Annotated in this window: 20 protein-coding genes and 1 tRNA gene; 5 read left to right on the top strand and 16 right to left on the bottom strand. The window is 64.4% G+C overall.

Going from position 1 to position 23,424, the window contains the following annotated elements; genetic code table 11:
- Window positions 1-9 precede the first annotated feature (9 nt).
- The 4 genes from H7J73_RS04995 to lipQ form a co-directional block, all read right to left on the bottom strand.
- The gene (locus H7J73_RS04995) at window positions 10-2,394 is read right to left on the bottom strand and encodes a glycerol-3-phosphate 1-O-acyltransferase (protein ID WP_264066139.1); all 2,385 of its coding nucleotides are present in this window, start codon (window positions 2,392-2,394) and stop codon (window positions 10-12) included.
- Entirely contained in the window at window positions 2,391-4,010 is a 1,620-nt protein-coding gene (locus tag H7J73_RS04990; protein ID WP_264066138.1) for an HAD-IB family hydrolase, read from the bottom strand. Before H7J73_RS04990 ends, H7J73_RS04995 begins: the two co-directional genes overlap by 4 nt.
- Window positions 4,010-5,479 (bottom strand): wax ester/triacylglycerol synthase family O-acyltransferase, encoded by a 1,470-nt coding sequence (locus H7J73_RS04985; protein ID WP_264066137.1) that lies wholly within the window; start codon window positions 5,477-5,479, stop codon window positions 4,010-4,012. The genes H7J73_RS04990 and H7J73_RS04985 overlap by 1 nt, the downstream gene beginning before the upstream one ends.
- 212 nt (window positions 5,480-5,691) lie before the next feature.
- Window positions 5,692-6,936, bottom strand: coding sequence for an esterase LipQ (gene lipQ, locus H7J73_RS04980; RefSeq protein WP_435405421.1), 1,245 nt, complete (start codon window positions 6,934-6,936; stop codon window positions 5,692-5,694).
- A 169-nt stretch (window positions 6,937-7,105) separates the two neighbouring features.
- On the opposite strand from lipQ, the gene H7J73_RS04975 reads away from it, so the two are divergent.
- Window positions 7,106-7,179: transfer RNA gene (locus H7J73_RS04975), tRNA-Arg, on the top strand.
- 212 nt (window positions 7,180-7,391) lie between these two features.
- Here the strand turns inward: H7J73_RS04975 and H7J73_RS04970 are convergent.
- The 3 genes from H7J73_RS04970 to H7J73_RS04960 form a co-directional block, all read right to left on the bottom strand.
- Entirely contained in the window at window positions 7,392-8,564 is a 1,173-nt protein-coding gene (locus H7J73_RS04970; RefSeq protein ID WP_264066135.1) for a Fic family protein, read from the bottom strand.
- A gap of 139 nt (window positions 8,565-8,703) precedes the next feature.
- Window positions 8,704-9,858: a hypothetical protein gene (locus H7J73_RS04965; RefSeq protein WP_264066134.1), complete on the bottom strand. Its 1,155-nt coding sequence runs from the start codon at window positions 9,856-9,858 to the stop codon at window positions 8,704-8,706.
- A 311-nt stretch (window positions 9,859-10,169) separates the two neighbouring features.
- Complete coding sequence (locus H7J73_RS04960) at window positions 10,170-11,543, bottom strand: MFS transporter (protein ID WP_435405420.1); 1,374 nt, start codon at window positions 11,541-11,543, stop codon at window positions 10,170-10,172.
- A 197-nt stretch (window positions 11,544-11,740) separates the two neighbouring features.
- Here H7J73_RS04960 and H7J73_RS04955 point away from each other — a divergent pair, with 197 nt between their 5' ends.
- Window positions 11,741-12,094, top strand: coding sequence for a hypothetical protein (locus H7J73_RS04955; RefSeq protein WP_264066133.1), 354 nt, complete (start codon window positions 11,741-11,743; stop codon window positions 12,092-12,094).
- Between the two features lie 3 nt (window positions 12,095-12,097).
- Here the strand turns inward: H7J73_RS04955 and H7J73_RS04950 are convergent, their stop codons facing one another.
- Together H7J73_RS04950 and H7J73_RS04945 are read right to left on the bottom strand one after the other, a co-directional pair.
- Window positions 12,098-13,294 carry a hypothetical protein gene (locus H7J73_RS04950; protein WP_264066132.1) on the bottom strand — a complete coding sequence of 399 codons (1,197 nt, stop codon included), beginning with the start codon at window positions 13,292-13,294 and terminating at the stop codon, window positions 12,098-12,100.
- A gap of 102 nt (window positions 13,295-13,396) precedes the next feature.
- Window positions 13,397-14,599, bottom strand: a complete 1,203-nt coding sequence (locus H7J73_RS04945) for a cytochrome P450 (protein WP_264066131.1) — start codon at window positions 14,597-14,599, stop codon at window positions 13,397-13,399.
- A 100-nt stretch (window positions 14,600-14,699) separates the two neighbouring features.
- On the opposite strand from H7J73_RS04945, the gene H7J73_RS04940 reads away from it, so the two are divergent.
- Together H7J73_RS04940 and H7J73_RS04935 are read left to right on the top strand one after the other, a co-directional pair.
- Window positions 14,700-15,305 (top strand): TetR/AcrR family transcriptional regulator, encoded by a 606-nt coding sequence (locus H7J73_RS04940; protein ID WP_264066130.1) that lies wholly within the window; start codon window positions 14,700-14,702, stop codon window positions 15,303-15,305.
- Window positions 15,306-15,356: 51 nt separating this feature from the next.
- Window positions 15,357-16,115 carry an enoyl-CoA hydratase gene (locus H7J73_RS04935; protein ID WP_264066129.1) on the top strand — a complete coding sequence of 253 codons (759 nt, stop codon included), beginning with the start codon at window positions 15,357-15,359 and terminating at the stop codon, window positions 16,113-16,115.
- An 87-nt stretch (window positions 16,116-16,202) separates the two neighbouring features.
- Here H7J73_RS04935 and H7J73_RS04930 read toward each other — a convergent pair whose 3' ends face one another.
- Genes H7J73_RS04930 through H7J73_RS04910 form a run of 5 tightly spaced genes read right to left on the bottom strand, consistent with a single transcriptional unit; the run spans window position 16,203 to window position 22,226 of the window.
- Entirely contained in the window at window positions 16,203-17,003 is an 801-nt protein-coding gene (locus H7J73_RS04930; protein WP_264066128.1) for an HpcH/HpaI aldolase/citrate lyase family protein, read from the bottom strand.
- Window positions 17,003-17,497: a MaoC family dehydratase gene (locus H7J73_RS04925; RefSeq protein WP_264066127.1), complete on the bottom strand. Its 495-nt coding sequence runs from the start codon at window positions 17,495-17,497 to the stop codon at window positions 17,003-17,005. The genes H7J73_RS04930 and H7J73_RS04925 overlap by 1 nt, the downstream gene beginning before the upstream one ends.
- Complete coding sequence (locus H7J73_RS04920; protein WP_264066126.1) at window positions 17,497-18,645, bottom strand: acyl-CoA dehydrogenase family protein; 1,149 nt, start codon at window positions 18,643-18,645, stop codon at window positions 17,497-17,499. The genes H7J73_RS04925 and H7J73_RS04920 overlap by 1 nt, the downstream gene beginning before the upstream one ends.
- Window positions 18,638-20,668, bottom strand: a complete 2,031-nt coding sequence (locus H7J73_RS04915) for an acetyl/propionyl/methylcrotonyl-CoA carboxylase subunit alpha (protein ID WP_264066124.1) — start codon at window positions 20,666-20,668, stop codon at window positions 18,638-18,640. The genes H7J73_RS04920 and H7J73_RS04915 overlap by 8 nt, the downstream gene beginning before the upstream one ends.
- 7 nt (window positions 20,669-20,675) lie before the next feature.
- Window positions 20,676-22,226 (bottom strand): carboxyl transferase domain-containing protein, encoded by a 1,551-nt coding sequence (locus H7J73_RS04910; protein ID WP_264066123.1) that lies wholly within the window; start codon window positions 22,224-22,226, stop codon window positions 20,676-20,678.
- Window positions 22,227-22,312: 86 nt separating this feature from the next.
- Here H7J73_RS04910 and H7J73_RS04905 point away from each other — a divergent pair, with 86 nt between their 5' ends.
- Window positions 22,313-22,975: an SACE_7040 family transcriptional regulator gene (locus H7J73_RS04905; protein WP_435405419.1), complete on the top strand. Its 663-nt coding sequence runs from the start codon at window positions 22,313-22,315 to the stop codon at window positions 22,973-22,975.
- Window positions 22,976-22,992: 17 nt separating this feature from the next.
- Here H7J73_RS04905 and H7J73_RS04900 read toward each other — a convergent pair whose 3' ends face one another.
- Both H7J73_RS04900 and H7J73_RS04895 read right to left on the bottom strand, forming a co-directional pair.
- A complete protein-coding gene (locus H7J73_RS04900) occupies window positions 22,993-23,148 on the bottom strand; it encodes a DUF6131 family protein (protein ID WP_264066121.1) in 156 nt (51 codons plus the stop codon).
- 48 nt (window positions 23,149-23,196) lie between these two features.
- Complete coding sequence (locus tag H7J73_RS04895) at window positions 23,197-23,406, bottom strand: hypothetical protein (RefSeq protein WP_264066343.1); 210 nt, start codon at window positions 23,404-23,406, stop codon at window positions 23,197-23,199.
- Window positions 23,407-23,424: the final 18 nt, after the last annotated feature.

Below are 23,424 nucleotides of genomic sequence, written 5' to 3'. Positions count from 1 at the left end.
TGGGCGGCTTCACCCATCCAGCGTTTGCGCCCTGGCCGTGTGGCCGTTCGACCGGCTCCGGGAACGCATCTCCCGCTCGGTGAACTGCCGGCTCGACATCACGTGCACCCAATCCATATCGTCGAGAATTCCGCGCAGCTCGGTCAGGAACGCTTTGCGCCGAGCGGCGAGGTCGTCGCCAGGTTCGAGCAGGTGCTGATCCGCCGCGACCTGCCGGGCGGTGGCGAACAGCAGCGCTGACACCGACTCATTGCTGCGTACCCGGGTCTGGGCGACGTACTGCCGCCCGACGCCGAGCGCACGGTTGGTGAGCTCCTTTTCCTCGATCTCGGATGGCGCGTCACGTAGCACGTCGGCGACGATCTCATAGGCCTCGAAGAACGGTCGCAGCATCGCGTGTGCCATCAGCGGCCGCTTGTCGTGTAACAGTGCGTCGATCTCCTCACCGCCCGCCGCGACGTGGGACTCCCAGTCGTCTTGCCACGCCATCTCTTCGGCGAGGTGCTCACGGAACGCGGCCGAGTCGGCGAAATAGAAATCGAACTTCAGCAGGTCACGTAGCCGCATCGCCTGCCACCAGAACGCTTCGAGCCGGTCACCCTCGGCTCGTCGGGCGTAAGCCAGGGCCAGTTCGGCGATTGACGTCTCGAGAAACGCATGGATGATCGTGTTGCGGTAGAACGCCGCCTCGTGTTCCTGTTCGGGGGCGATCTGCCAGACCGATTCACGGCCGCCGTCCACCCGGGTGACCGGGTGCCGGTTCGACAGTGCATCCAGCGCGGACCGAACACCGTCGGTGCTGCGCAGCCGCAACGCGCTGCCGGTCATCGGGGTCTGTTTGCGCTCCAGATAGTCCAGCGAATCCTGCAGCGTGTGATGCACCTGATCCAGCGTCAGAGCCGCGTTGTGCGTGGTCAACAGCAGTGCCGCCACCAGACCGGTGGCGTTGATGGGGGTCGCCCCCAGGATGCGCCACGCCACTTCGAAAGCCATCTTCTGCAGGGCCAGCCGTTTGGCGTTCGCGTCGGTGGCCATCTCACCGCCGGGCTCACCGAGATACTGGGCCATCGAGACCGCTTCCGGGAAGCGGACATAGATCTTGCCGAAGTTCCGTTCCCCTTGGGCCTTGATGAAGTTGTACAGCCAGCCGACACCCTCGGGAGTCTTCTCGCCGCCACGGGCGTAGGCGGCGTACTCGGCCGTCTCGTGCAGCTGGTCGAAGCTGATCGACACGGGTTGCAGCAGGATGTCCTCGCTCCGGCCGTCGAGATATGCGTCCGCGACGTAACTGAGCAGACCGAGCTTGGGCGGCAACATCTTTCCGGTGCGCGAGCGGGTTCCCTCGATTGACCAGCTGAGGTTGAACCGCTTGGCGACCAGATATCCGACGTATTCCTTGAGGGAGTACTTGTAGAGCGGGTCGGAACCGCCGGTCCCGCGCCGGATGAAGATCACGCCGGAGCGCCGCAGCAGCGGGCCCATCAATCCGAACGACATATTGATGCCCGCGAACAGGTTGGCTCGCGGTAGTTGGTTCTCCTGCAGCGCGACGGCCAGCACCGCGCTGTCCAGGTTGGACCGGTGCGACCAGAGCATGACGGCGGGATGGGTTTCCAGCGCCTGGCGCATCGCGTCGACCTGTTGGTCGTCGTAGTCGATGTTGGGTTCGAAGCCCCGACTGTAGATCAGCCGCGACAGAGTCGGGATCAGGTCGACGGAGAATCGGCTCCAGCCAGTGGCCAGCTCATCGAGGATCTTGCCCGCCTCTTCGACGCTGCTGCCCGGAATCTGTACCAGCCCTTCACGAAACCGCGACGATTCCAACATCTCCGGTTTGACCAGGCGCGGCGATTTGTACTCCGGCCCCAGCAGTCGATACTCGATGCGTTCGATAGCCAGGCTGGCCCTGCGCAGAACGAACCGGGCGAATTCGCGGGGGCTCTCCCCCACCGTCGTGTCCTGCCACTGCCGGCGTAGCTCGGCCACTGTGGCCGGCTCCCCGGCAACGACCTTCGCCCGGGACGGATCCTTGCGCAAGATCCGTTTCTGCAGTAGTTCCGGCGGCCGGTAGGTGTCGCGGCCGGCGAGCCACCCCACCACCTTGACCCGGGTCGGCAACCCGGCGGGCACCCAGAACACCCGAACCGGCACCACAGACCGGTCCTCCCCCGCTTCAAGCTCCTCCACGAGCTGAGCGACGACAGCCGGGGGCGGTTCGTCACCAGGCAGCTCGAGAACGGCCACGTTCGCATCGGGATGGGAACGCCGCTGATCACGCAGCCAGTCGTTCAGTAGATCCAGTTCCGCCGGCGACGACACCGATGCCAACACCAGCGCGTCGTCGGTGCTGTTGAACGTGGGTAGATCATCCGAGGTGTCGGTGCGGTCCGTCACGGTCGGCCCCTCGGCGGTTTCTTCTCAGTTGCCTTCTTGGCCGGAACCTTCTTGGCTGGAGCCCTTTTCGTGGCGGCTCTCGCGCCCTGCGCTTTCTTGGCAGGCACCTTCTTCTCGGGTGACTTCCCGGCCGGGGTCTTCGAATACAGGGCGGCCGTGGGTAGGTCGTCTACGGGCCACTCACTGAGTGCGTCTAGATACAACTGACGTACCGCGGCGATGCGTTCTTCGAGGTTCTCCGATGTCCAGTCTCCTACCGAAATAGGCGGGAAGACAGCAACATCCACCGTTCCGGGATTCATACTGGTCGAGTCTTTGGCGGCAATCACCTCGGCGTTCCGGATGACGACGGGAACGATCGGGATCCCGGCGGCCATTGCGATCCGGAATGGCCCTTTCTTGAACGGGCCGACCTCGACGGTGTCCAGCCGCGTACCCTCCGGGGCTATCATCACCGACAAGCCCTTCTTCGCAAGTTCCTCGATCTTGCGCAAGCCTTCGACAGCGGCCTTCGGATCGTCGCGGTCGATGAATGCCGCATCCATCACCCTGCCGATGGTCCCCACAATCGGATCCTTCTCCAGCTCCTTCTTCCCGACCGAGGTGAAGTTGTCGCGGATCAACGAGCCCGTGATGAACGGGTCGAAGTTGTTGCGATGGTTGAAGATGAAGACCGCGGGTCGCGCGGCGGTAAGGTTCTCGGCACCGAGCACGTTGACATTCACCCCGCTGGCGGCCAGCAGAAGCTGCGACCAGTTGGTGGTGAAGAAGTTCACCCCACGCCGCCGATTGCGGGTCAGCAACCCCCAGCCCACCGCGCCGGCGGCGACCGGCAACATCGTTCCTATTCCAGCCAAAGTTCGCAGCGGACCCGAAATTCCGGTACCTGACCGGCTGGAAAACTTCAGGATCGGCCAACCACGCCGGTTGGCGACGGCGGCCATCTTGCCCTCGGGGTTCGTCGGCCGCGGATTCCCAACCAGGTACATCAACGCGACGTCTTCGTCACCGTCGGCGTAGAAGTAACTGTCTTTGAGGTCGATACCGCGTTCGGCCGCGAATTTCTGGACGGCGTTGGCCTTTCCGGGCCCCCACAGGATCGGCTTCACGATGCCACCGGTCAACAGCCCGTCGCCGTCGACCTCGAATTTGTTGGTCAACGTGTTCGGGATGCCGAGGAACCGCGCCACCGGCTCGACCTGGATCGTCAGCGCCGAGGAGCTCAGGCACACCGTGTGCCCACGGGCCAGATGGGCGTGCACCAGATCGCGCATCTCCGGGTAAACCCTGGCCTCGATCTTGTCCTTGAACAATCGCTCGCCGACCTGGTCCATATCGCTGAGCGACCGGCCGCGCGACACCTTGGCGGCCTGATTGATCAGGTCGTCGAATTCCGAGCGCCCCAACTGGTGGTTGAGGCCAGCCTGGACCATGCCGATCATGTCGCTGAGGCCGAGTTCGCCGCTACGGAACTGCTCCTGGGTGAGGATGACGCCGGTGAATCCGGCGACCAGGGTGCCGTCGAGGTCGAAGAATGCCCCGATCTTCGGACCAGGCGGACTGGCTTTGATCTCGGCGATCGAGCCGGGTAGTCGCAGGTCCTTCGCTGGCGCCATCAGCTCACCGATCCGTTGGTCGCAGGGTCGCCAGTGCCGCCGACGGAGGCCTCGGCCGCCGAGAATGATGCCGGAGCCGAGCGGGGTGAAGGCTCACCGGCCAGCGCGAGTACCTCGTCGAAACCGGCCTGCAGGCAGCGCGCGAACAGCGTTTCCTTGGTGATCGACGCCCGGTCATACCGCGCGGTGACGGTGGCGTACCCGCTGCGCGACACCAGCACCACCATGATGGCGATCCCGGGCAGTGGGCCGAGTCCGTACTGCCGCAACACTTTTGCACCGGCGATAAAAGTATCCTCCTGAAAGACCGGGACATTGCTGGCCTGCACATCGGAGCCGATGACCGAACTCGTCATGGCTTCCAACACGGCCGACGGCAGCAACGAGAGCACGGGTGCGATCGAGCCGAGCATGTCGATGGCGGATTCCTCGCGGCGCTGGATCATCTGCGCCCTGATCTCCTGAATCCGGGTCGCGGGGTCGACGGTGCCGATCGGCGCCGCCAGGTTGACGCCGGCGAACCTGTTGCCACCGGAGGGATCGGCGTCAGAGCGCAGGTTGACTGGGACGGCCATCGGCAAGGTATCGATCGGGATTCCCAGTGCCTCGTGGTAAAGCCGAAGTGCGCCACAGACTCCCGCGAGGTAGGCGTCGTTGATCGATCCACCGGCCGCCTTGGCCGCCCTGTGCAGATCTGACAGCAGCATGTCGATGGCCTCGCTGCGACTCGACAGGCTGCGTCGGCGCAGCAGCGGCGACGGCTCCGCGGCCCGCCGCATCACCCGGTTGCCCGACGTCGCATAGTCGAGAAGTCCCGATACCGCCGCGGCCGGATTGCTGATCACCTTGCCGACGGTGCCGAGCGCGCCGGTCACCGCATCGCGGACACCACCGGCGATCGTCCCGGGTAGGGAGTTGATGCCTTCGCGCATCAGGTCGTTGGCGGACAGATCCGTCGGGATGGGCATCGGCGGCGCCGGCTTGGGCTCCGGGTCGCGTTCGAGGTCGTAGATCTGCGAGAACATCTCGACGCTGCCGACGCCGTCGGAGACGGCGTGGCTCAGATGGAGCAATTGCGCCGCACGACCGTCGGCCAGGCCCTCGATCAAGGTGACGCTCCACAGCGGGCGCGAGATGTCCAACGGCGACTGCAGGATCACCTCGGCCATATCGAAGACCTCGCGCAGCGTGCCGGGTTCGGGCACCCGCACGCGGCGGACGTGGAAGTCGAGATTGAAATCGGGGTCGACCACCCAGCGCGGCGGAGCCGTCGGCAACGTCGGTGTGACGACCTTTTGCCGAAGCCGCAGAATCTTGCGCGACGCGTTCTCGAAGTTGGTGCGGTAACGCTCCCAGTCCGGCGCGACGTCGAGCAGCTCCAACGCCATGATCCCGGACCGGGTGCGTGGGTTGGCCTCACCGCGATGCAGCAACTGGTCAACCGCCCCAAGCTCGTCGGAATCACTCATCGTCGGCCCCGACCTGCAACTCGCTCGTCACGTAACCCCTCCAGTAAAAGCCCCCGTCATCTCAGGTGCGCCAACCACGGTAGTCCGCTGGGCGCGGCGACGGGAGCCGATTGTGCGGATCTGGGCGGCCAAAGATGCCCGCAAGCGCGCGGAATAGCAACGTCGCGAAATATTCTGGCGGCCTGCGGAATTGACTTTCTGCACCTGCGAATTCAGCCGGCGGGCGACGCACAGACGTCGAGCGAGATGGCCTCTGCCCGCATGTGCCTGGCGTAGGTGATCCCCAAGAACGACGCGACGGCGTCGGCGACGATCTGTGAGCGGACGGTCGCAACCATGTCAAAAGCGTGGTGAGCGTTGGGGAGTTCGGCATGAGCGACGGTCGAAGCGCCCGCGGCCCGCAGCGCTGCCGTGAACGACTGCCCCTGTGCGCTGGGGATAACCGCGTCGTCGCGGCCGTGCAGTACAAAGAATGGCGGCGCATCACGGTGGGCGCGGAAGATCGGCGATGCGGATTCGTAGAGCTCCCGGTTATCGGCCAGGCGGGCGCGCATCACGAATTGCTCCAGGAACGGCAGCATCAACTGGTGCATTGCCTCGGTGTTGGTCAGGTCGTACGCGCCGTAATACGGCACCGCAGCCTGGACGGTGGTATCGGCGTATTCGAAGCCGGGTTGCAGGTCCGGGTCGTTGGCGGTCAGTGCCGCCAGCGCGCCGACGTGCGCACCCGCGGAACCTCCGGTGATGGCAATGAAATCAGGGTCGCCGCCGTATTCGGCGATGTTCTGGCGCACCCAGGCGATCGCCCGCTTGACGTCGACGATGTGGGCGGGCCAGGCACTGCGCGGGCTGCGGCTGTAGTTGATGGATACGCAGATCCAGCCGAGTTCGACCATCCGGCTCATCAGCGGGTAGGCCTGGCCACGCTTGTCACTGATCGCCCAGGCGCCGCCGGGGACCTGCAGCAGGACCGGGGCGGGCCGATCGGTCAGCTGTTCGGGTAGCCGCCAGATATCGAGCAGGTGATCACGCCCGTTGGGGCCGTACGCGATGTTGGTGGTGTGCGCGGCATAGCGGCGCCGGTGCGTGGTGGCGAGCCACAGGCCTGCGACGCTCGGGCGACGAGCGGCCAGTGTCACCGGATGTTCGACTTGTGCCGCGTAGTCCGCGCCGAAGGTGTCGGTCAGGGCGCTGGTCAGAACCGCATCGGCGCGTTGCGCGGCCAGTCCGGCGGTGATCGGGGCCAGCGGGCCGGCCGGAATCGCGGACAGCGCGTGTCCTGTCACCACTCGGGCCGTGAATTCGCGCGATGCCCAACCTGCGACCCACGCCGCGAGCTGCGGGCAACCGCGCAGCAGCAACGAGGCCGCCCGAAAGGTATCGACTGGATGGGCGGCCAGACTCATCGCGTCTGCACACACCTGTGAACAACGAGCTGCCACGCTCATCGCACGCACCTTCGCACTGGGAGGACGGGCATCGTCGCCCGACTGCGGCCACGGCCGACTGTCTTACGCCGTGTTGCAGATCACATTAACCAAAGCTGGGTGTCTGTTCGCATCCGGCCGCCGCGTGGCGCGCTGCGAAACGATTACGGTTCGAATTGGCTACACTGACCTGCGCGATGCCTCCGTAGCTCAGTCGGATAGAGCAAGAGCCTTCTAATCTCTAGGTCGCAGGTTCGATTCCTGCCGGGGGCGCTGTGTGATGTTGCAAGACATCGGAATAGCCCTGGACCTGCTTTAGGTCTGGGGCTTTTCCGTGTTGGGCCTTTGGGGGCACCGGTGGGTTGGTAGTCGCCGGTGGGGTCGAGGGTGAAGTCTCGCAGTGTGAACCACCCCGGGTTTGATGCTTTCGCACTTCCGATAACCCGTGCTGTTTGCTTCTGCGGGTAAGTCGACGAGTCACTCGGTCAGCCTCGCCGGCCAGCGCGTTCGGCGAAGGCGTCAAGTGCGGCAAGCACTTCCGGAGATCGCCACACTCGATTGCGAGGCCCGTTGGTTGCCTCGATGAGGATTCCCGCCTCGGTGAGTGGGTTGAGGTAGCGGTGAGCGTTGGTGGACACGATGCCCAGTTCTTGGCCCACCAGTAGGGCGTTCACGACCGGGCGGCGGGTCAACAGATCGGCGACCTTCCACACCGCGGAGTCGGATCGCGCGGTGATCATGCCGTTCCAGTTCTCCCGGATCTCGCGAAGTTCGCTGACCAGTTGTCGCCCGTTGGCGATCGCCAGGACCGTGGCCTGTGAGAAGCGCTCGACGATCGGCGCGACGTCACCGTCGCGGTAGCTCGTCAACGCGGCGAAGTACGCAGCGGGGTCGGCGAGCAGGCCAGCCGAGACGGGCACCGTGACCTGACGCGTCAGGCCTTTGTTGCGCAGTAGGGCTTGCACCAGGGCGCGGCCGGTACGCCCGTTGCCGTCGGTGAACGGATGGATGGTCTCGAACTGAGCGTGGCCTACCGCGATCTGCGGCAGCGCGGGAACGTCGGCGCGCTGCGCGAAAGCAATCAAGTCGGCAATCGCCCCAGGGATCAACTCATGGCGCGGGCCGACGAACGTCGCACCGATGGGCGTGGATCCGCCGCCGATCCACACAGGCTCTGTCCGGAACTCACCTGGCGTATGGCGTGGGTCGTTGATCATCAAGGCGCGGTGCATCGCCAGGATCGCGTCGGCGTCTGCGGTGTCGGACAGCGCGACTGCCGCGTTCATCGCAGCGGTGTTGGCGACAATCATCTCCGCGTTGCGCCTGGCCGTCCCACCGGGCAGCTCGGCTTCGCCGATCGCGCGCGCTGTCGCGGTCAGGTTTTCAATCTGCGAACTCGCGGCGGATTCCGACCGGAGCAACACAGCAGCAAATGGTGCGATCTCGCCACCGAGTTCGGCGTCAAATCGGGCGATCTCGCGACTGGCCAACTCGGCTTCGGCCAACACAAACGACGGCAACTCTAGGGCGAGATCGGCAATGCCGGCCGGCACGGCGGGGTGATAGATGCCGTACCTGGGTCGCGCCCCACCCGCGTGCCACCCGCCCTGCGGCTCCCACCGAACATCCTCGTAGGTGATGGGACGAAGTGAAGTCACCAGTACAGTTTAACTTCAGTTAATCTATTAAGTGAAGTTATAGGATGTAGCTGACTTCAGATAGCGCGACCACACAAGCGTATGAATTTGCCCCAAAGCACTGGCACGACCGCCCACGACGTGGCAGAACGGTTGCAGCTCACGCGAGCGTCAACAGCCCGGGCCGGTAGAAGTTTGGGAACGGCCAGCCTTCGATGTCCAATTCGTCGCCGGTCAGGAAGATGGTCCACGCCAAGAGCAGGCAGGCAGCTATCGGAGCCGCGGGCACACCTGACCATGACAAATGCCAGAGCGGGCGAAGCACGGTGCTGGCAGCGAATGGCACCGGACGCGACACCCAACGTTTGTTGTGCTTCAGGATCTTGCGGAAGGCAGCCTTGTTGTCGGGCTCAGGTGCGCCTTTTCTTCTATCCCATCGCTTCTGCGAAATGACAACGGCGCAACCCTGCTCATCAAGGAGACGAGCGACGACAGGGCGCACGACGGGAGTCAGAATGTGCTCGGCCCCATGGTCCTGAGAGGCCTCGATGAGCTGTTCCTTGACAAAGTCGAAGGTGCCGGGAATCACCGCATCCACGACAGCTCGCACACGGCCGAGAACCAAAATGGCTAGCCGAGTGACAGTTCTGGCGATCTTCTCGGCTGCAGTCGAGATCGCGTCGGGCGTCGCTCCGAGGGCCGCTTTCAGCAGCGGTGTGACGTTGTCAAAGATGACGTGTGCGGAGGGAATCGGAAGCGTACCGACCAGCACCTTGCATGTGCATTCACTGGCTCGATGGACAAGTTCCCTCAGCACCTCCTCAGCGGGGGGTGTCAGTTCTGGTGCATCAACTGCGAGATCGTCAGCCTCGTCGGCCTCGTGCGCCGGCGTGGCGAGCGCGCCGCCGATCTGTGCGCCCGCCGGCCCGTCGTCGACAATCGCCGCAATTGCGGACGGCTGCTGCACAGCTGGCGGAGGGCCGGCAACGCTGACCGGGTCATCCTCATTTTCGAGTGAATCAATCGAGCTGATCTTGGCTAGATCGGCAGAGACGGCGAGATGTATCAGCGAGATTCCCCAGAGCCGCTCCACGGAGTCAGTTGCCGTACTGATATTGGCATCTGGTTCGGGTTCGTCGTTACGCGCGAGCTCAAGTAGCTCGGTTTCGACTTGCTGCGACTGTTCTAGCCACCGCTCGGTTGCCCCGTCAAGAAGCGAAAGGGCCTCGATCTTCGTGATCGGGTCCGAGTCCGGCTGTTGGGCAGCCATGACACGTTCGACTGCTTGCCGCACGCCCTCGCGGGCTTCGCTCAAGCCCGCGATCCGTTCCAACAAATCTGGCGGAACTGCCACACACGTTGGTTATCACGATGTCGGCGTACTACTCGCGAAACAAGCCTGCGAATGTTCTGTCAACGGGCGACGGAGCGTAGCCGTTTATTCGGCGTTAATGACCAAGAATCGGCCGGATTCACCCGGTCCGAGGCCGAATCAGCCAGAAGCAAAAACCATCATCTACCAGCACAAACGAGCACATTTCAGGAACACTTCGGAGCTCCCGATTCCAAATCCCTAGGTCGCAGGTTCGATTCCTGCCGGGGGCACCATTCAAGTTTGGGTTCTACTCAGGCTCCGACTTGCGCCCCCACCGAATCCAGGGAGGCGTTCTTGGTCTCTCCCATGACCAGCAGCGCCACGAAGGTCAGCGCCCCGGCCGCGGCCAGATAGACGCCCACCCAGCCGACCCCGTACCGGGTGGCCAGCCACGTCGCGAGGAACGGTGCCACAGCGGCACCCAGGATGCTCGCCGCGTTATAGGAGATCCCCGAGCCTGTGTACCGGACGTTCGTCGGGAACAGCTCCGGGAGCACCGCACTCATCGGCGCGAAGGTCAAGCCCATCAACGTCATTCCGATGATCAGGAAGAACAGCATCGCGTAGTGCGAACTCTGGGTGGCGGCCAGCAGCGGTGCGAACAACAGTCCGTAGACGATGATGCCGGCAGTGATCACCAACAGCGTCGCCCGACGACCGAATCGGTCGGCCAACGTTCCGGAGACCGGCAGCATGGCACCGAAGAACAGCACCGCGATCAACTGCCATTGCAGGAAGTCGATGTAGTTGAAGCCGAGTCCATTTCCGTTCGGCGGCCGCTTACCGGTGCCGTAGCTGAGCACCCATGTGGTGACGATGTAGAACAGGGTGTACGTCGCCAGCATGACGAACGTTCCGATGAGCAGTTGGCGCCAACTGCTCCGAAACACCTCAGCCAGAGGGGATTTGACCTTCTCGCCCTGCTCGACGGCCCGGGCGAAGACCGGCGTCTCCGAAATCCGGGATCGCACATAGAGTCCGATCACCACCATCACCGAGCTGAGCAGGAACGGGATCCGCCATCCCCAGGTCAGGAAGGATCCGCTCAGATCAGGGCTGGCGGCACTGTGCCCGAGCAATTGGATCAGTAGCAGGAAAAGTCCGTTCGCGAGGAAGAATCCGAGAGGCGCACCCAGCTGCGGCCACATCGCGGCCCAAGCGCGCTTGCCGGGTCGCGCGGTCTCGGTGGCCAGCAGCGCCGCTCCACTCCACTCCCCGCCGAGCGCGAGGCCTTGGGTGAAGCGCAAGACAGCCAACAGAGCCGGGGCGAGCAGTCCGACCTGGTGGTAAGTGGGCAGCAGGCCGATCGCAAAGGTCGCGATCCCCATCATCAGCAAAGAGCCGACGAGGGTGACCTTGCGCCCCAGACGGTCTCCGAAATGCCCGAAGAGGATCGAACCCAACGGCCGGGCCACGAATGCCAGACCGAAAGTGGCCAGCGACGCCAGGAGCGCCGTCGTCGGATTGCCTTTCGGGAAGAACAGACTCGGGAACACCGACACCGCAGCGGTGGCATAGATGTAGAAGTCGTAGAACTCGATCGTGGTGCCCACCATCGAGGCCAGCACGATCCGCCGACGGGGCACACCTCCGACCAAGTCGGCGTCTGCGGTATCAGTGCTCAACGTCGTCAGTCATTCAGTTGCCTTTCACGCGATTCTCAGCAAACGGTATTGTGCCAGAGCCCAGGACCATCCGGCAGCTGTGCACAGGCCTCACGCGCTGACTACACCACGTTGCCTCTGCGAGGTATAACTGATGCCAATCAGGCAGGCGGCCTGCGCCAGAAGGCCCCCAAGCCGACTCATCCGGGGGAGAGAACATGGACGAACGGCACCGAAACAGATCGGCCGAGGCGTTCAAACGCCTGCGTTCGCTGGGCCAGATGTACCTCACCTCCTTGACCACCGCGCGGGAACTCAGCGTCGAGATCGAGCATGAGGTCAAGACCGCGAAGGCGGCCGGTAGGTCGTTGGCAGAGATCAGTAAGGCCGCCGGCCTGTCCACAGCTCAGATCGAGTACATCCTGATGTCCGTCCAGGTTCAGCAGTCGCTTACGGACGGCGCCGTACCGCAGCGGGATAACTCGGTGATCCGCTTTCCCGGCGGTGGCCATTCGACCAGACCCAACCAGCACCGACGCAACGCCGTCGCGAAAAAGGGACTGGCGCAGTGAGGATTACTCGCTGGCGGCACTGCGGCTGCTACGACTGCCAGAGGATTTCTTCGCCGCTGTCGAAGCAGCCGCCTTGGGCTTGCCAGGAGCGGCAGCAGGCTTGGAATCGGCCCCAACCTTGTTGCTGCCCTTGACGACTGGAGCACTTGCGACGTCGCCGGTAACCGTCGTCGGCGCCGTCGTGGTGTCATCTTCGGCCGGTGCCGCCGTGGTCGCCGGCGCATCCTTCGACGCCGCCGCACTCCTGGGCGCGCTTGTGGCCCGCGTCGGCTGGGCGACATCGACCGTCACGACCGGGGTGTCCAGCTTGGGTACCGCGGCCACCCGGTCCTGCTGGGTGGCGGCAGCATTGCTCGGGGCTGTGGGTGACAGCCCGAGCGCGGTCAGGATGGCGCGCGGCAGAGTCACGAACAACGTCTGGAGCAGCCCACCTGTGGCGGGATTCTCGGTGTCCACGGTGAAAATGCCCGGGTAGCGAGAACCATCACTATTGGTGTATCCGGTGAGGAATGCACCAGCAATGGTGCCAGGGGCGGCGATGAACGCGCTGATCGCCGCGTCCGTGTCACCAGCGCGGAGCCCGTCAAGCACGGCTTGGCCGGCGTCGCCAGTCGCGGCGATGACAGCCTCGATCGGGCCGATGGCACCGACGAACAAGGTCTGCAGAGTTGCCAGGCTCACCACCACCCGGACCACGTTGGTCAGCTTGTCGGTGATCTGAACCGGGATCTGCAGAACGTCGAGGAATACCTCGGAGGGGATCAGGCTGGTGCCACCCAGGGCACCGTTGGGCGCGGTGGTGGTCGAGACGACGTCACCCTGCGGGAGTGCGTCGATGACGGCACGGAAGTCGACAGGCAAACCCGCCCATTGCGTCAGGCCCGCCCCCGTTGCAAGGCCACTGCTGGCGAGGGTCCGCGACAGGTCGAACTGGGTCGCTGCGAGCTGGCGTAGGCCGGGCACAGAGTCGGCGGATACCGACGCGCCGATCTGACTCAGATTCTGGATGCCGCCATGTTCGAAGACTCGTAGCCATGCGCTGGCGGAGTCGGCTGACGTCGCTCCGCCCTCCCCTGCCGGGGTCGGCATGGAGGAAACCTGTATCTCGGGCAACTGCGGGACGACTGGGGCCACCGTGATGACGCCGACGCCGACCAGCGCGATACCCGCCGTCAGACATGAGCGAATGGCGCCCTGCACGTCTACCCCTCCATGAACAGACCGATCCCCTTGTTCGGCAAAGCTACCTTAAAAGAACCTGAGAAGCGTCAAATGGCACTAAATTCAACGTGTCGATGTCGGCTATTTGTTCACCCGCACCGGCACACTCGACCAGCCGGCGACATTGGCCATCGCGACTCGCCGCAGGCCGTCGTGCTGTAAATCGAAATCGGGCATGAAATCCAGCAGGTAGTCGAGGGCGATGGCACTTTCCATCCGCGCCAGCGCCGCGCCCAGGCAGCTGTGGATCCCGTAGCCCAGCCCGATATTCTGCGCCTGCGTGCGGTCCCGGTTGATATCGAAGGTCGCGGCGTCGGTGAAGGCCCGATCATCGCGATTGGCCGCGCCCACCATCAGGAGCACCGCCTTGCCTGCCGGAATGGTCGTGCCATGCAGTTCGGCAGCGTGTTTCGTCACCCGCACGACGTACTGTGCCGGCGCCTCGTAACGCAACAGTTCCTCTACGGCGCCCGCAATCTTGCTGCGGTCCTCGTACAGCTGACGCCACTGATCGCGTTCGCGGCCGAACGTCACGATGGCGTTGCCGATCAACTTCGTGACGGTCTCGGCTCCCGCGCCGCCAAGCAGGGCCGCGAATCCCGCGATCTCACCGTCGTCCAGACAGGTGCGACCGCCGCCGTCACGCTCCACCTCGACGGTGATCAGCGAACTGATCATGTCGTTCTGCGATTCGGCTCGGCGCTGCTGGATGAGTTCGTAATACAACATCCAGCTGGCGAACCCCGCCTGCAGCCCTTCCTCGCTCATCCCGACCTGGCCGGGCTGGCGGGCCAATGATTTGTCGATCCACAACCGCACCGACTGTCGGTGTTCGGGGGGAACGCCGAGCATGGTCGTGATGACTTCGACGGGGAACAGTGCCGAAAAATCCTGGACCACGTCGAAGGCATCGGGATCGACGGCATCGAGAAACTTCTCGATGGTCGCGCGCACCATCTCTTCTTGTGCGGTGATCGCCCGCGGGGTGAACACCTTGTTGACCAGCCCCCGAAACCGCCGATGGTCGGGCGGATCCATCCAGATCAGCGACGGCGGCAGCGGTTCGCCGGACTGCACCTGGTCGATGGTGATGCCCTTGGCCGACGAGAACGTCTCCGGAGCCTTCAGCGCAGCGGCGACGTCTTCGTGGCGACTCAGCGCGAAGAAGTCGTACTCCGGGCTGTAGTACACCGGCGCTTCGTCACGCATGCGCCGATAGGTGTCATAGGGGTGATTGAAGAAGTCATCAGAAAACGGATCGAACACCAGCTCTGCTGAGGTCACGGCACGTCCTTCGGGCGGTGGATGCACAAGATATACAAATCTGTATATCAAATACGTAGTTGCATATCGGTCGAATCGTCGGTTTTGACATGATGTGAGGATGGCAGAGCGCTGGACCAGAGAGCGCCGTGTCGAGCACACCCGCACCGTCCTGCTCGACGCGGCCGAAGAAGTGTTCGCGCGCAAGGGTTTCGGTGGTGCGGCCCTGGAAGACATCGCCGACGCCGCCGGTTACACGCGCGGAGCGATCTACTCCCATTTCGGTGCCAAGGAGGACCTGTTTCTGGCGGTCAGTCAGCGCTACCGGGACCGTTTCCTCGACGGGTTCGCCGACATGATTTCGTCGTTCACCAACCTCGGCGACCTCGACCTCGATGACATCGCGGCCAGGTGGCGGGATCTGAGCGCCAACGGCGCCACCCAGGCAGCCCTTGGCCATGAGTTCACCCTGTTCCTGTTCCGCAATCCCGACGCTCGTGCCCGCCTGGCCGATCAGCGCGGCCAGACCATCGAATCGCTGGCGGAGTTCATGACGGCCCGGGTCGAGCGTCTCGGCGGCGCTCTGCGCATCCCGGCCACCACGCTGGCCCGCGTACTGATGGCCACGAGTGACGGACTGGTTCTCGCAAGCCATATCGACGGCGTCGAGCTCTACCGGTCTTTCCTGGACATGTTCATCTCGAACATCACTGTCGCCGAACGATGATCGGACCTGGTGGGCGGCAGTCACGAAAATCGGCAGGGTAGCGTTCGGGATATGGGCAGCTCAGACCTTGTGGAGTACCGCGTCGACGACCGCGTCGCACTCATCACCGTCAATGATCCCGATCGCCGGAACGCCGTCACCGATGCCATGTCCGCTGCGCTGCGCGCCGCGGTGGACGAGGCCGAATCCGACACCGGCGTGCACGCGGTGGTCGTCACCGGGGCAGGCAAAGCCTTCTGCGCCGGGGCCGATCTGAGCGCCCTCGGCGCCGCCGCCGAAGAGGGCCTGCTGCGGATCTACGACGGTTTCATGGCGATCGCCAACTGCACCTTACCGACGGTCGCCGCGGTCAACGGGGCCGCCGTCGGCGCCGGGCTGAATCTCGCACTCGCTGCCGACGTCCGCATCGCCGGACCGCATGCCATGTTCGATCCACGCTTCCAGAAGCTGGGGATCCATCCCGGCGGAGGCGCAACCTGGATGCTCCAACGCGCCATCGGCCCGCAGGCCGCCCGCGCCGCGCTGCTGTTCGGCATGCGCTTCGACGCCGACACCGCGGTCGCCCACGGGCTGGCACTGAAGGTCGCCGACGATCCGGTGGGCGCCGCCCTGGAACTGGCCGCCGGTCCGGCGTCCGCACCGCGCGAGGTTGTGCTCGCCACCAAGGCGAGCATGCGCGCCACCGCGGTACCGGGTTCGGTCGACAGCGACCTGCACGAACTCGCGCTGCGTATCGAACTGGGACCACAGGCCGCCTCGATCGCCTCACCGGAGTTCGCCGCCCGCCTGGCCGCTGCGCAGCGACGCTAAGGGCGCGCCAGCCGGGTGGCGAATTTCATTGCCCGCCTTGGCGTCCGGTCGCCCGGTCGAACACCGCCCGGTCGGCCCCGCGCCAAGCTACGGTGCGAGAGCGACGATGCGCTCGGCTCGCCGCAGGACCGGTGCGTCGACCATTAGGCCTTCGAACGCAAAAGCTCCGCGCTGATCGGAGGCTGCCGCGAGGACCTGTTTCGCCCAGGCGACCCGCTCGGGTGACGGCAGGTACCCGCTCTGGATCACTGCGACCTGGCTGGGGTGGATAGCCACTTTTGCATCGAAACCGACAGCGACGGCGTCGTCGACCTCGACACGGAGCCCGTCTAGATTTTTGATGTCGATGTACACCGAATCCAGCGCCTGCTTGCCGAATGCCTTCGCAGCCAGGAGCGAGCGCGACCGGACGTACTTGGCGACATCACGATAGGAATCGTCGGCGAAGCGGTTCGCCGTGCCTCCCAGAAAGCCGAACAGATCCTCGGCACCCCACATCACGCCGACTGTATTAGCCACGGCGGCAGTCTCATCCACCTTGAGCGCGCCCAGCGGTGTCTCGACGATCAACACCACCTCCAGCGGAGTCAACGCGCTCACCTGATCAGCCGACTCACATTTCGGCAACATGACGGTGGTGTAGGGGGTGCGCGCCAGCGCCTGCAGGTCGAGTTCCTGCTCGCCAGAATCGGCTGCGTTGATCCGGATCACGGTGCGGGCCGGATCCAGCGGTGTGCTCACCAGTGCGTCGCGCGCGGCCGGCTTGTCGCCGGCGCCGTCCTCCAGATCCAAGATGACGATATCGGCTGCGGCGGCGGCCTTTTCGAACCGTTCAGGGCGGTCAGCGGGGCAGAACAGCCACCCGGGTCCGGCGTTGTCGAGTGACACTAGCACTCCTCTGAGGCCGGCTGTTTGCGCACCATCGTCTTCCTGCTGGCGGTCGCGACGATATCACCGCGCTGGTTGCGACCGGTATGCGCGAAGGTCACGATGCCTTCGCCCGGCCGGCTTTTCGACTCCCGCTTCTCACTGATCACCGTCTCGGCATACAGCGTGTCGCCATGGAACAGCGGCCTCGGGAAAGCGATATCGGAGAACCCGAGGTTGCCGACGATGGTGCCCTGGGTCAGCTGCGCCACCGACAGACCGACCAATGTCGAGAGGGTGAGCATCGAATTTACCAGGCGCTGGTTGAATGGCGGCTGCGCATCGGCGAACGCAGCGTCGAGGTGCAGCGCCTGCGTATTCATCGTCAGCGTCGTGAACAACACATTGTCGGCTTCGGTGATGGTGCGGCCCGGCCGGTGCAGGTAGCGCACACCCGGCTCCATCTCCTCGAACCAGAGACCCCGCTGTTCGATGACTTTCTCGATGTCCGTCATCACAAACCCAACTGCCTTGCGATGATCATCATCTGCACTTCAGTTGTCCCCTCGCCGATCTCAAGAATCTTGCTGTCCCGGTAGTGCCGGGCCACGACGTATTCGTTCATGAATCCGTACCCGCCGTGGATCTGCGTCCCGTCCCGCGCGTTGTCCATCGCCGCTTCGCTGGCCACGAGCTTGGCGATCGCAGCTTCCTTCTTGAAAGGCTTGCCCGCCAACATGAGTGCGGCCGCGTCGTAATACGCCGTGCGCGCGGCGTGCGCGCGGGCTTCCATTCGCGCGATCTTGAACTCGATGGCCTGGTATTTGCCGATGGGCTGGCCGAAGGCCACGCGCTCCCTGGCGTACTTGATGCTCTCGTCGACGCAGCCCTGCGCCGCACCCACTGACAGTGCGGCGATCGCGATCCGGCCCTCGTCGAGGATGCGTAGGAAGTTCGCATAGCCGCGGCCGCGCACACCCAGCAGGTTCTCCTGGGGTACACGCACATCGTCGAAGCTCAGAGGATGGGTGTCCGAGGCGTTCCAGCCGACCTTGTTGTAGGCAGGTTCTGCGGTGAATCCCGGGGTAGGCACGGGTACCAGGATCGACGAGATCTCCCGCTCCCCCGTCAGTGCCGTCACGGTCACGAGCCTGGTGATGTCGGTTCCGGAATTGGTGATGAACTGTTTGGAACCGTTGATCACCCAGTGCCCGTCGTCCAACTTGGCGGTGGTCTTGGTGGCGCCCGCGTCACTCCCGCCGCCGGCTTCGGTAAGTCCGAACGCACCCAAAGCCCGCCCGCTGGTCAGTTGCGGTAACCATTCCTGTTTCTGCTCATCGTTGCCGAACCGGTACACCGGCATCGCACCCAGCGAGACGCCCGCCTCCAGCGTGATCGCGACGCTCTGGTCGACTTTGCCGAGCTCCTCCAACGCCAGGCACAGCGCGAAGTAGTCGCCGCCCATCCCGCCGTACTCCTCCGGAAAGGGCAGACCGAACAAGCCCATCTCCGCCATTCCCTCGACCACCCGGTACGGGAACGAGTGCTCTTCATCGTGTTTGGCGGCGACCGGGGCGACCACGCTCTGGGCGAATTCGCGGACCGTCTTGGCGAGTTGCTCGTATTCCTCCGGCAGGGTTCCGGTCGACAGGTAGTCAGGCATGGGTTTCTTCCTCGTTCGATTCTGGGTTCGATTCTGGATTCGCTTCCGCGGCCGCAGTGATTCTGGCCAGCACCTGGCCCACTTTGACCTGATCGCCCACGGCGACAAGAAGTTCGACCACACCGTCGACGGGTGCAGACAGTGCATGTTCCATCTTCATCGCCTCGACTGCGAGGACGACGGTGCCCGCGGCCACCTCGGCGCCGTTGTCGACGTTGACGGCGACGACCGCCCCCGGCATCGGACTGGCAAGTTCGGCGTCGCCGCTGAGTTCGTGGTCGGAGCGAACCGAGGCCTCGCGGACCTCATCCAGCACGGCCACCCCGCCCGATGTGGCCAGCCAGATCTGGTCGCTTCCGTGGGCGACTCGGTAGGTCGTGCGCAGCCCGTCCAACGTCAACGTCAACCGTTCACCGTCCAGCTGCGCGGTCAGTGAATGTTGTTCGCCATCATCGACGATCGCGGTGGCGCCATCGGGCGCGCCGACGATACGCACGTGTTCGGTACGCTCCCCCGCCCGCAGCCGGGCGGTCGTCGGTGCGTGTGCACCGATGCGCCAACCCGAGGGGGTGGACCACAGGTCATCGGCCGACTGCCACCGTTGCAGCCATCGGTAGGCAGCGGCGGCGATGAACCCGGCCTCGTCGACAGCGGCCGGCACGAAATCGGCGACGCGCCGATCCAGTAGCCCGGTATCGAGGCGGCCGGCCACGACGTCGGGGTCGGCCAGCAGGAAGCGCAGGAAGTCGACATTGGTGACCACCCCGAGCACCGCCGTGGCCGCCAGGGCCCCGTCGAGCCCGCGCAGCGCGCTCGACCGGTCCTGGCCGTAGGCGATCACCTTGGCCAGCATCGGATCGTAATCGCTCCCGATGTCAGTGCCGGCCAGCAGACCCGAATCGACCCGCACACCTTCACCTTTGGGCTCCAGCAGATCCAGGACGTGCCCACCGGTGGGCAGGAAGCCCCTGGCCGGATCCTCGGCATAGATTCGGCCCTCGATGGCGTGCCCACGCATCACGATGTCCGCCTGAGGGACCAGCAGCTTCTCTCCCGCAGCGATCCGCACCTGCCATTCGACCAGGTCCCATCCGGTGACCATCTCGGTCACCGGATGCTCGACCTGCAGCCTGGTGTTCATCTCCATGAAGAAGAACTCGTCGGGGGCATCCGCGGAGACGATGAACTCCACGGTGCCCGCCCCGGCATAGTCGACGCTACGCGCGGTATCGCAGGCCGCGGCGCCGATGCGGGCTCGGGTCACCTCATCCAGCAGCGCCGAAGGCGCCTCCTCGATGACCTTCTGGTGCCGGCGTTGCAGGCTGCACTCCCGCTCACCCAGGTGAATCACGTTGCCGTAGCTGTCCGCGAGAACCTGGACCTCGATATGCCTGGGGCGCAGGACGAATCGTTCGAGGAACAGGGTGTCGTCACCGAATGCTGCGCCGGACTCACGCCGTGCCGAGACAAGCCCGGCGGCCAGGTCAACAGGATCTTCTACCAACCGCATCCCTTTGCCGCCTCCACCCGCCGACGGTTTGATCAACACCGGGTAGCCGATATCGGCTGCAGCTGCGATCAGTTCGGCGTCGGTGAGACCGGGACGCGCAATCCCTGGCACCACCGGAACACCGAACTGTGAGACCGTCTTCTTGGCGGTGATCTTGTCGCCCATCGTCGCAATAGCGGCAACGGGCGGACCGATGAACACCACGCCGGCGTCACGCAGTGCTGCTGCGAAATCCGCGTTCTCCGACAGGAACCCATAGCCCGGGTGAACCGCGTCGGCCCCGGTACGGACTGCCGCGTCGACCACCGCGGCGATGTTGAGATAGCTTTCCCGCGCGGCCGCAGGCCCGATCAGGACAGCGGTATCGGCTTCGGCGACATGGCGCGCGCCCGCGTCGGCCTCGCTGTACACCGCGACCGACCGGATACCCATCGATTTGAGGGTCCGGATGACGCGGACCGCGATCTCACCGCGGTTGGCAACCAGTACCGTGTTGAATACATTCTGGCTCATCGTCACATCACATCCGGAACACGCCGTAGGAAACAGGATCGACCGGGGCGTTACCGACAACCGAAAGTGCCAGACCGACAACAGTTCTGGTATCGGCCGGATCGATGACGCCGTCGTCCCACAGCCGGGCGGTCGAGTAGTAGGGATTGCCCTGCTGTTCGTACTGAGCCCGGATCGGCGCCTTGAACGCTTCCTCCTGCTCGGCGGTCATTTCGCCGCGGACCGTCGCCAACACCGACGCGGCCTGCTCACCGCCCATCACCGAGATCCGCGCATTGGGCCACATCCACAGGAATCGTGGCGAATACGCCCGCCCGCACATCGAGTAATTCCCGGCGCCGTAGGAGCCGCCGATGACCACGGTCAGCTTGGGCACCCGGGCACAGGCCACCGCGGTGACCATTTTCGCGCCGTGTTTCGCGATGCCACCGGCCTCGTAATCGCGACCCACCATGAAGCCGGCAATGTTCTGCAGGAACAGCAGCGGCACCGTGCGCTTGTCGCACAGTTCGATGAAATGTGCTCCCTTGAGCGCCGATTCACCGAACAGCACACCGTTGTTGGCGACGATTCCCACCGGATGCCCATGGATGTGGGCGAAACCGGTGACCAGTGTGGTGCCGTACTCGGCCTTGAATTCGGTGAACTCACCGCCGTCGACGATACGGGTGATCACCTCGTGAACGTCGTACGGAACGCGGGAATCGATGGGTACGACGTCGTACAGGTCGGTCTGGTCGGCCACCGGGGCGACCGTCGGCAGCACCTCCCAGGGCGGACTCTCGACCGGTCCCAAGGTGGAGACGATGCGTCGTACGATCCGCAGCGCGTCGCGATCGTCGTGCGCCAGGTGATCGGTGACACCGGAGACCTTCGAATGCAGGTCGCCGCCACCGAGGTCCTCAGCGGTGACGATCTCGCCGGTGGCCGCCTTCACCAGAGGCGGGCCGCCGAGGAAGATCGTGCCCTGGTTGCGGACGATGACGGCCTCGTCACTCATCGCCGGAACGTAGGCGCCGCCGGCGGTGCAGGAGCCGAGCACCGCCGCGATCTGCGGAATGCCCTGGGCGCTCAGCGTGGCCTGGTTGTAGAAGATTCGACCGAAGTGGTCGCGGTCGGGGAACACCTCGTCCTGGCGGGGCAGAAAGGCACCGCCTGAGTCGACGAGGTAGACACACGGCAACCGGTTCTGACCGGCGATCTCCTGTGCCCGCAGGTGCTTCTTGACCGTCACCGGGTAGTAGGTGCCACCTTTGACCGTGGCGTCGTTGGCGACGATCATGCACTCGCGGCCGGAGACCCGGCCGATGCCGGTGATGATGCCCGCACCCGGGCAGTCGTCGTCATACATGCCGTCAGCGGCCAGCGGGGCCACTTCCAGTAGCGGACTACCAGGATCGAGCAATCCGTCAACCCGGTCGCGCGGCAACAACTTACCGCGCGACACATGCCGCTCCCTGGACCGTTCCGAGCCGCCCAACGCCGCAGTCGCCAACTTCTCGCGCAACTGCGCTACCAAGGCGAGATGCTCACCTCGGTTCGTCACTCTCACTGCCATCGTGCCGCCGATCAAATTTCGTTTTGAGTTAATGACGACTAACTCATGGTATGTTAGTCACCATTAACCGAGTTGTCCACTAAGTCGTGACGGAGGCCGCGATGCAAGCCAACCCGTCGCAGCCCGATGACGAAGTCGAGCCCACCCGCCGCAGCCGGATGAAATCCGATCGCCGGTCGAAGTTGTTGGCCGCAGCCGAGCGGCTATTCGCCGAACGCGGCTTCCTGGCGGTTCGCCTCGAGGACATCGGAGGCGTCGCCGAGGTCAGCGGGCCCGCCATCTACCGGCACTTCCCCAATAAGGAAGCGCTGCTGGTCGAGTTGCTCGTCGGCATCAGCGCTCGACTACTCGACGGAGGCCGTGCGGTTGTCGCCGAGGCAGATTCGGCAGATACCGCCCTGGCGGGTCTGGTGGATTTTCACCTCGACTTCGCCTTCGACGAGTCCGACCTCATCCGCATCCAGGATCGCGACCTCATCCACCTGCCGGCCGCCGCGCTGCGCCAGGTGCGCAGAAGTCAACGCCAATACGTCGAGGTCTGGGTGCGGGTATTGCGGCAACTCGATCCCGCCGTCGACGAATCCGACGCCCGGCTGATGGCTCACGCCGCGTTCGGGCTGCTCAATTCGACCCCGTACAGCACGAAGCCGGCCGGTGGAAAACCGGCCGGCGGTACCGCACGATCCCGCGCGGTCCTACGAGCGATGACAGTCGCCGCGCTGAATTCAGCGGGCGACCGTCATCGTTAAGTGGTTACGTAGTCAGTTCAGTACCAGACTTTTCGGCCACCGACCGCGCGCCCGGTGGAGCCGAGAATCCAGAACACCGCCCCGATGACCAGCAAGATAATGCCGATGGTCCACAGGATGCTGATATGAAGAACGAACCCCAGGATCAGCAGAATTGCTCCGAGGACGATCATGATTTCTCCATTCGATGAGATGAGATGAGTAACGATTGCGATCTAGTGCTACTTACTGGGCTGGGGCAGGCTGCAACCCTCAACCTTGGGGTTGACACCCGCGTAGTTCAAGGGTCCCACGACCACCGTCAATGCGATGGTTCCCGCTGTGGCGCAATTAGTTTGGGTGTTTTCGAAGTATCCCCGCTGGAATGCGGCAACCACTCCGATCAACAACCACACCAGCACGATCACGCCGAGAAGTCCGCCACCTCGCATGTTGTCGCCTCCATATCC

The organism is Mycolicibacterium komossense, from assembly GCF_025822605.1.
Lineage (GTDB): Bacteria > Actinomycetota > Actinomycetes > Mycobacteriales > Mycobacteriaceae > Mycobacterium > Mycobacterium komossense.
The sequence above is the reverse complement of the archived record's forward strand: the minus strand, read 5'-3'. Positions and strand labels throughout refer to the sequence as shown.

Excerpts from the sequence above, each read along its gene's own strand:
- H7J73_RS04955 (WP_264066133.1), top strand. The coding sequence starts at position 11,741 with ATGGACGAACGGCACCGAAACAGATCGGCCGAGGCGTTCAAACGCCTG.
- H7J73_RS04900 (WP_264066121.1), bottom strand. The coding sequence starts at position 23,148 with ATGATCGTCCTCGGAGCAATTCTGCTGATCCTGGGGTTCGTTCTTCAT.
- H7J73_RS04895 (WP_264066343.1), bottom strand. The coding sequence starts at position 23,406 with ATGCGAGGTGGCGGACTTCTCGGCGTGATCGTGCTGGTGTGGTTGTTG.
- H7J73_RS04915 (WP_264066124.1), bottom strand. The coding sequence starts at position 20,668 with ATGAGCCAGAATGTATTCAACACGGTACTGGTTGCCAACCGCGGTGAG.
- H7J73_RS04990 (WP_264066138.1), bottom strand. The coding sequence starts at position 4,010 with ATGGCGCCAGCGAAGGACCTGCGACTACCCGGCTCGATCGCCGAGATC.
- H7J73_RS04935 (WP_264066129.1), top strand. The coding sequence starts at position 15,357 with ATGGGCAGCTCAGACCTTGTGGAGTACCGCGTCGACGACCGCGTCGCA.
- H7J73_RS04985 (WP_264066137.1), bottom strand. The coding sequence starts at position 5,479 with ATGAGTGATTCCGACGAGCTTGGGGCGGTTGACCAGTTGCTGCATCGC.
- H7J73_RS04910 (WP_264066123.1), bottom strand. The coding sequence starts at position 22,226 with ATGGCAGTGAGAGTGACGAACCGAGGTGAGCATCTCGCCTTGGTAGCG.
- H7J73_RS04925 (WP_264066127.1), bottom strand. The coding sequence starts at position 17,497 with ATGACGGACATCGAGAAAGTCATCGAACAGCGGGGTCTCTGGTTCGAG.
- H7J73_RS04920 (WP_264066126.1), bottom strand. The coding sequence starts at position 18,645 with ATGCCTGACTACCTGTCGACCGGAACCCTGCCGGAGGAATACGAGCAA.
- H7J73_RS04940 (WP_264066130.1), top strand. The coding sequence starts at position 14,700 with ATGGCAGAGCGCTGGACCAGAGAGCGCCGTGTCGAGCACACCCGCACC.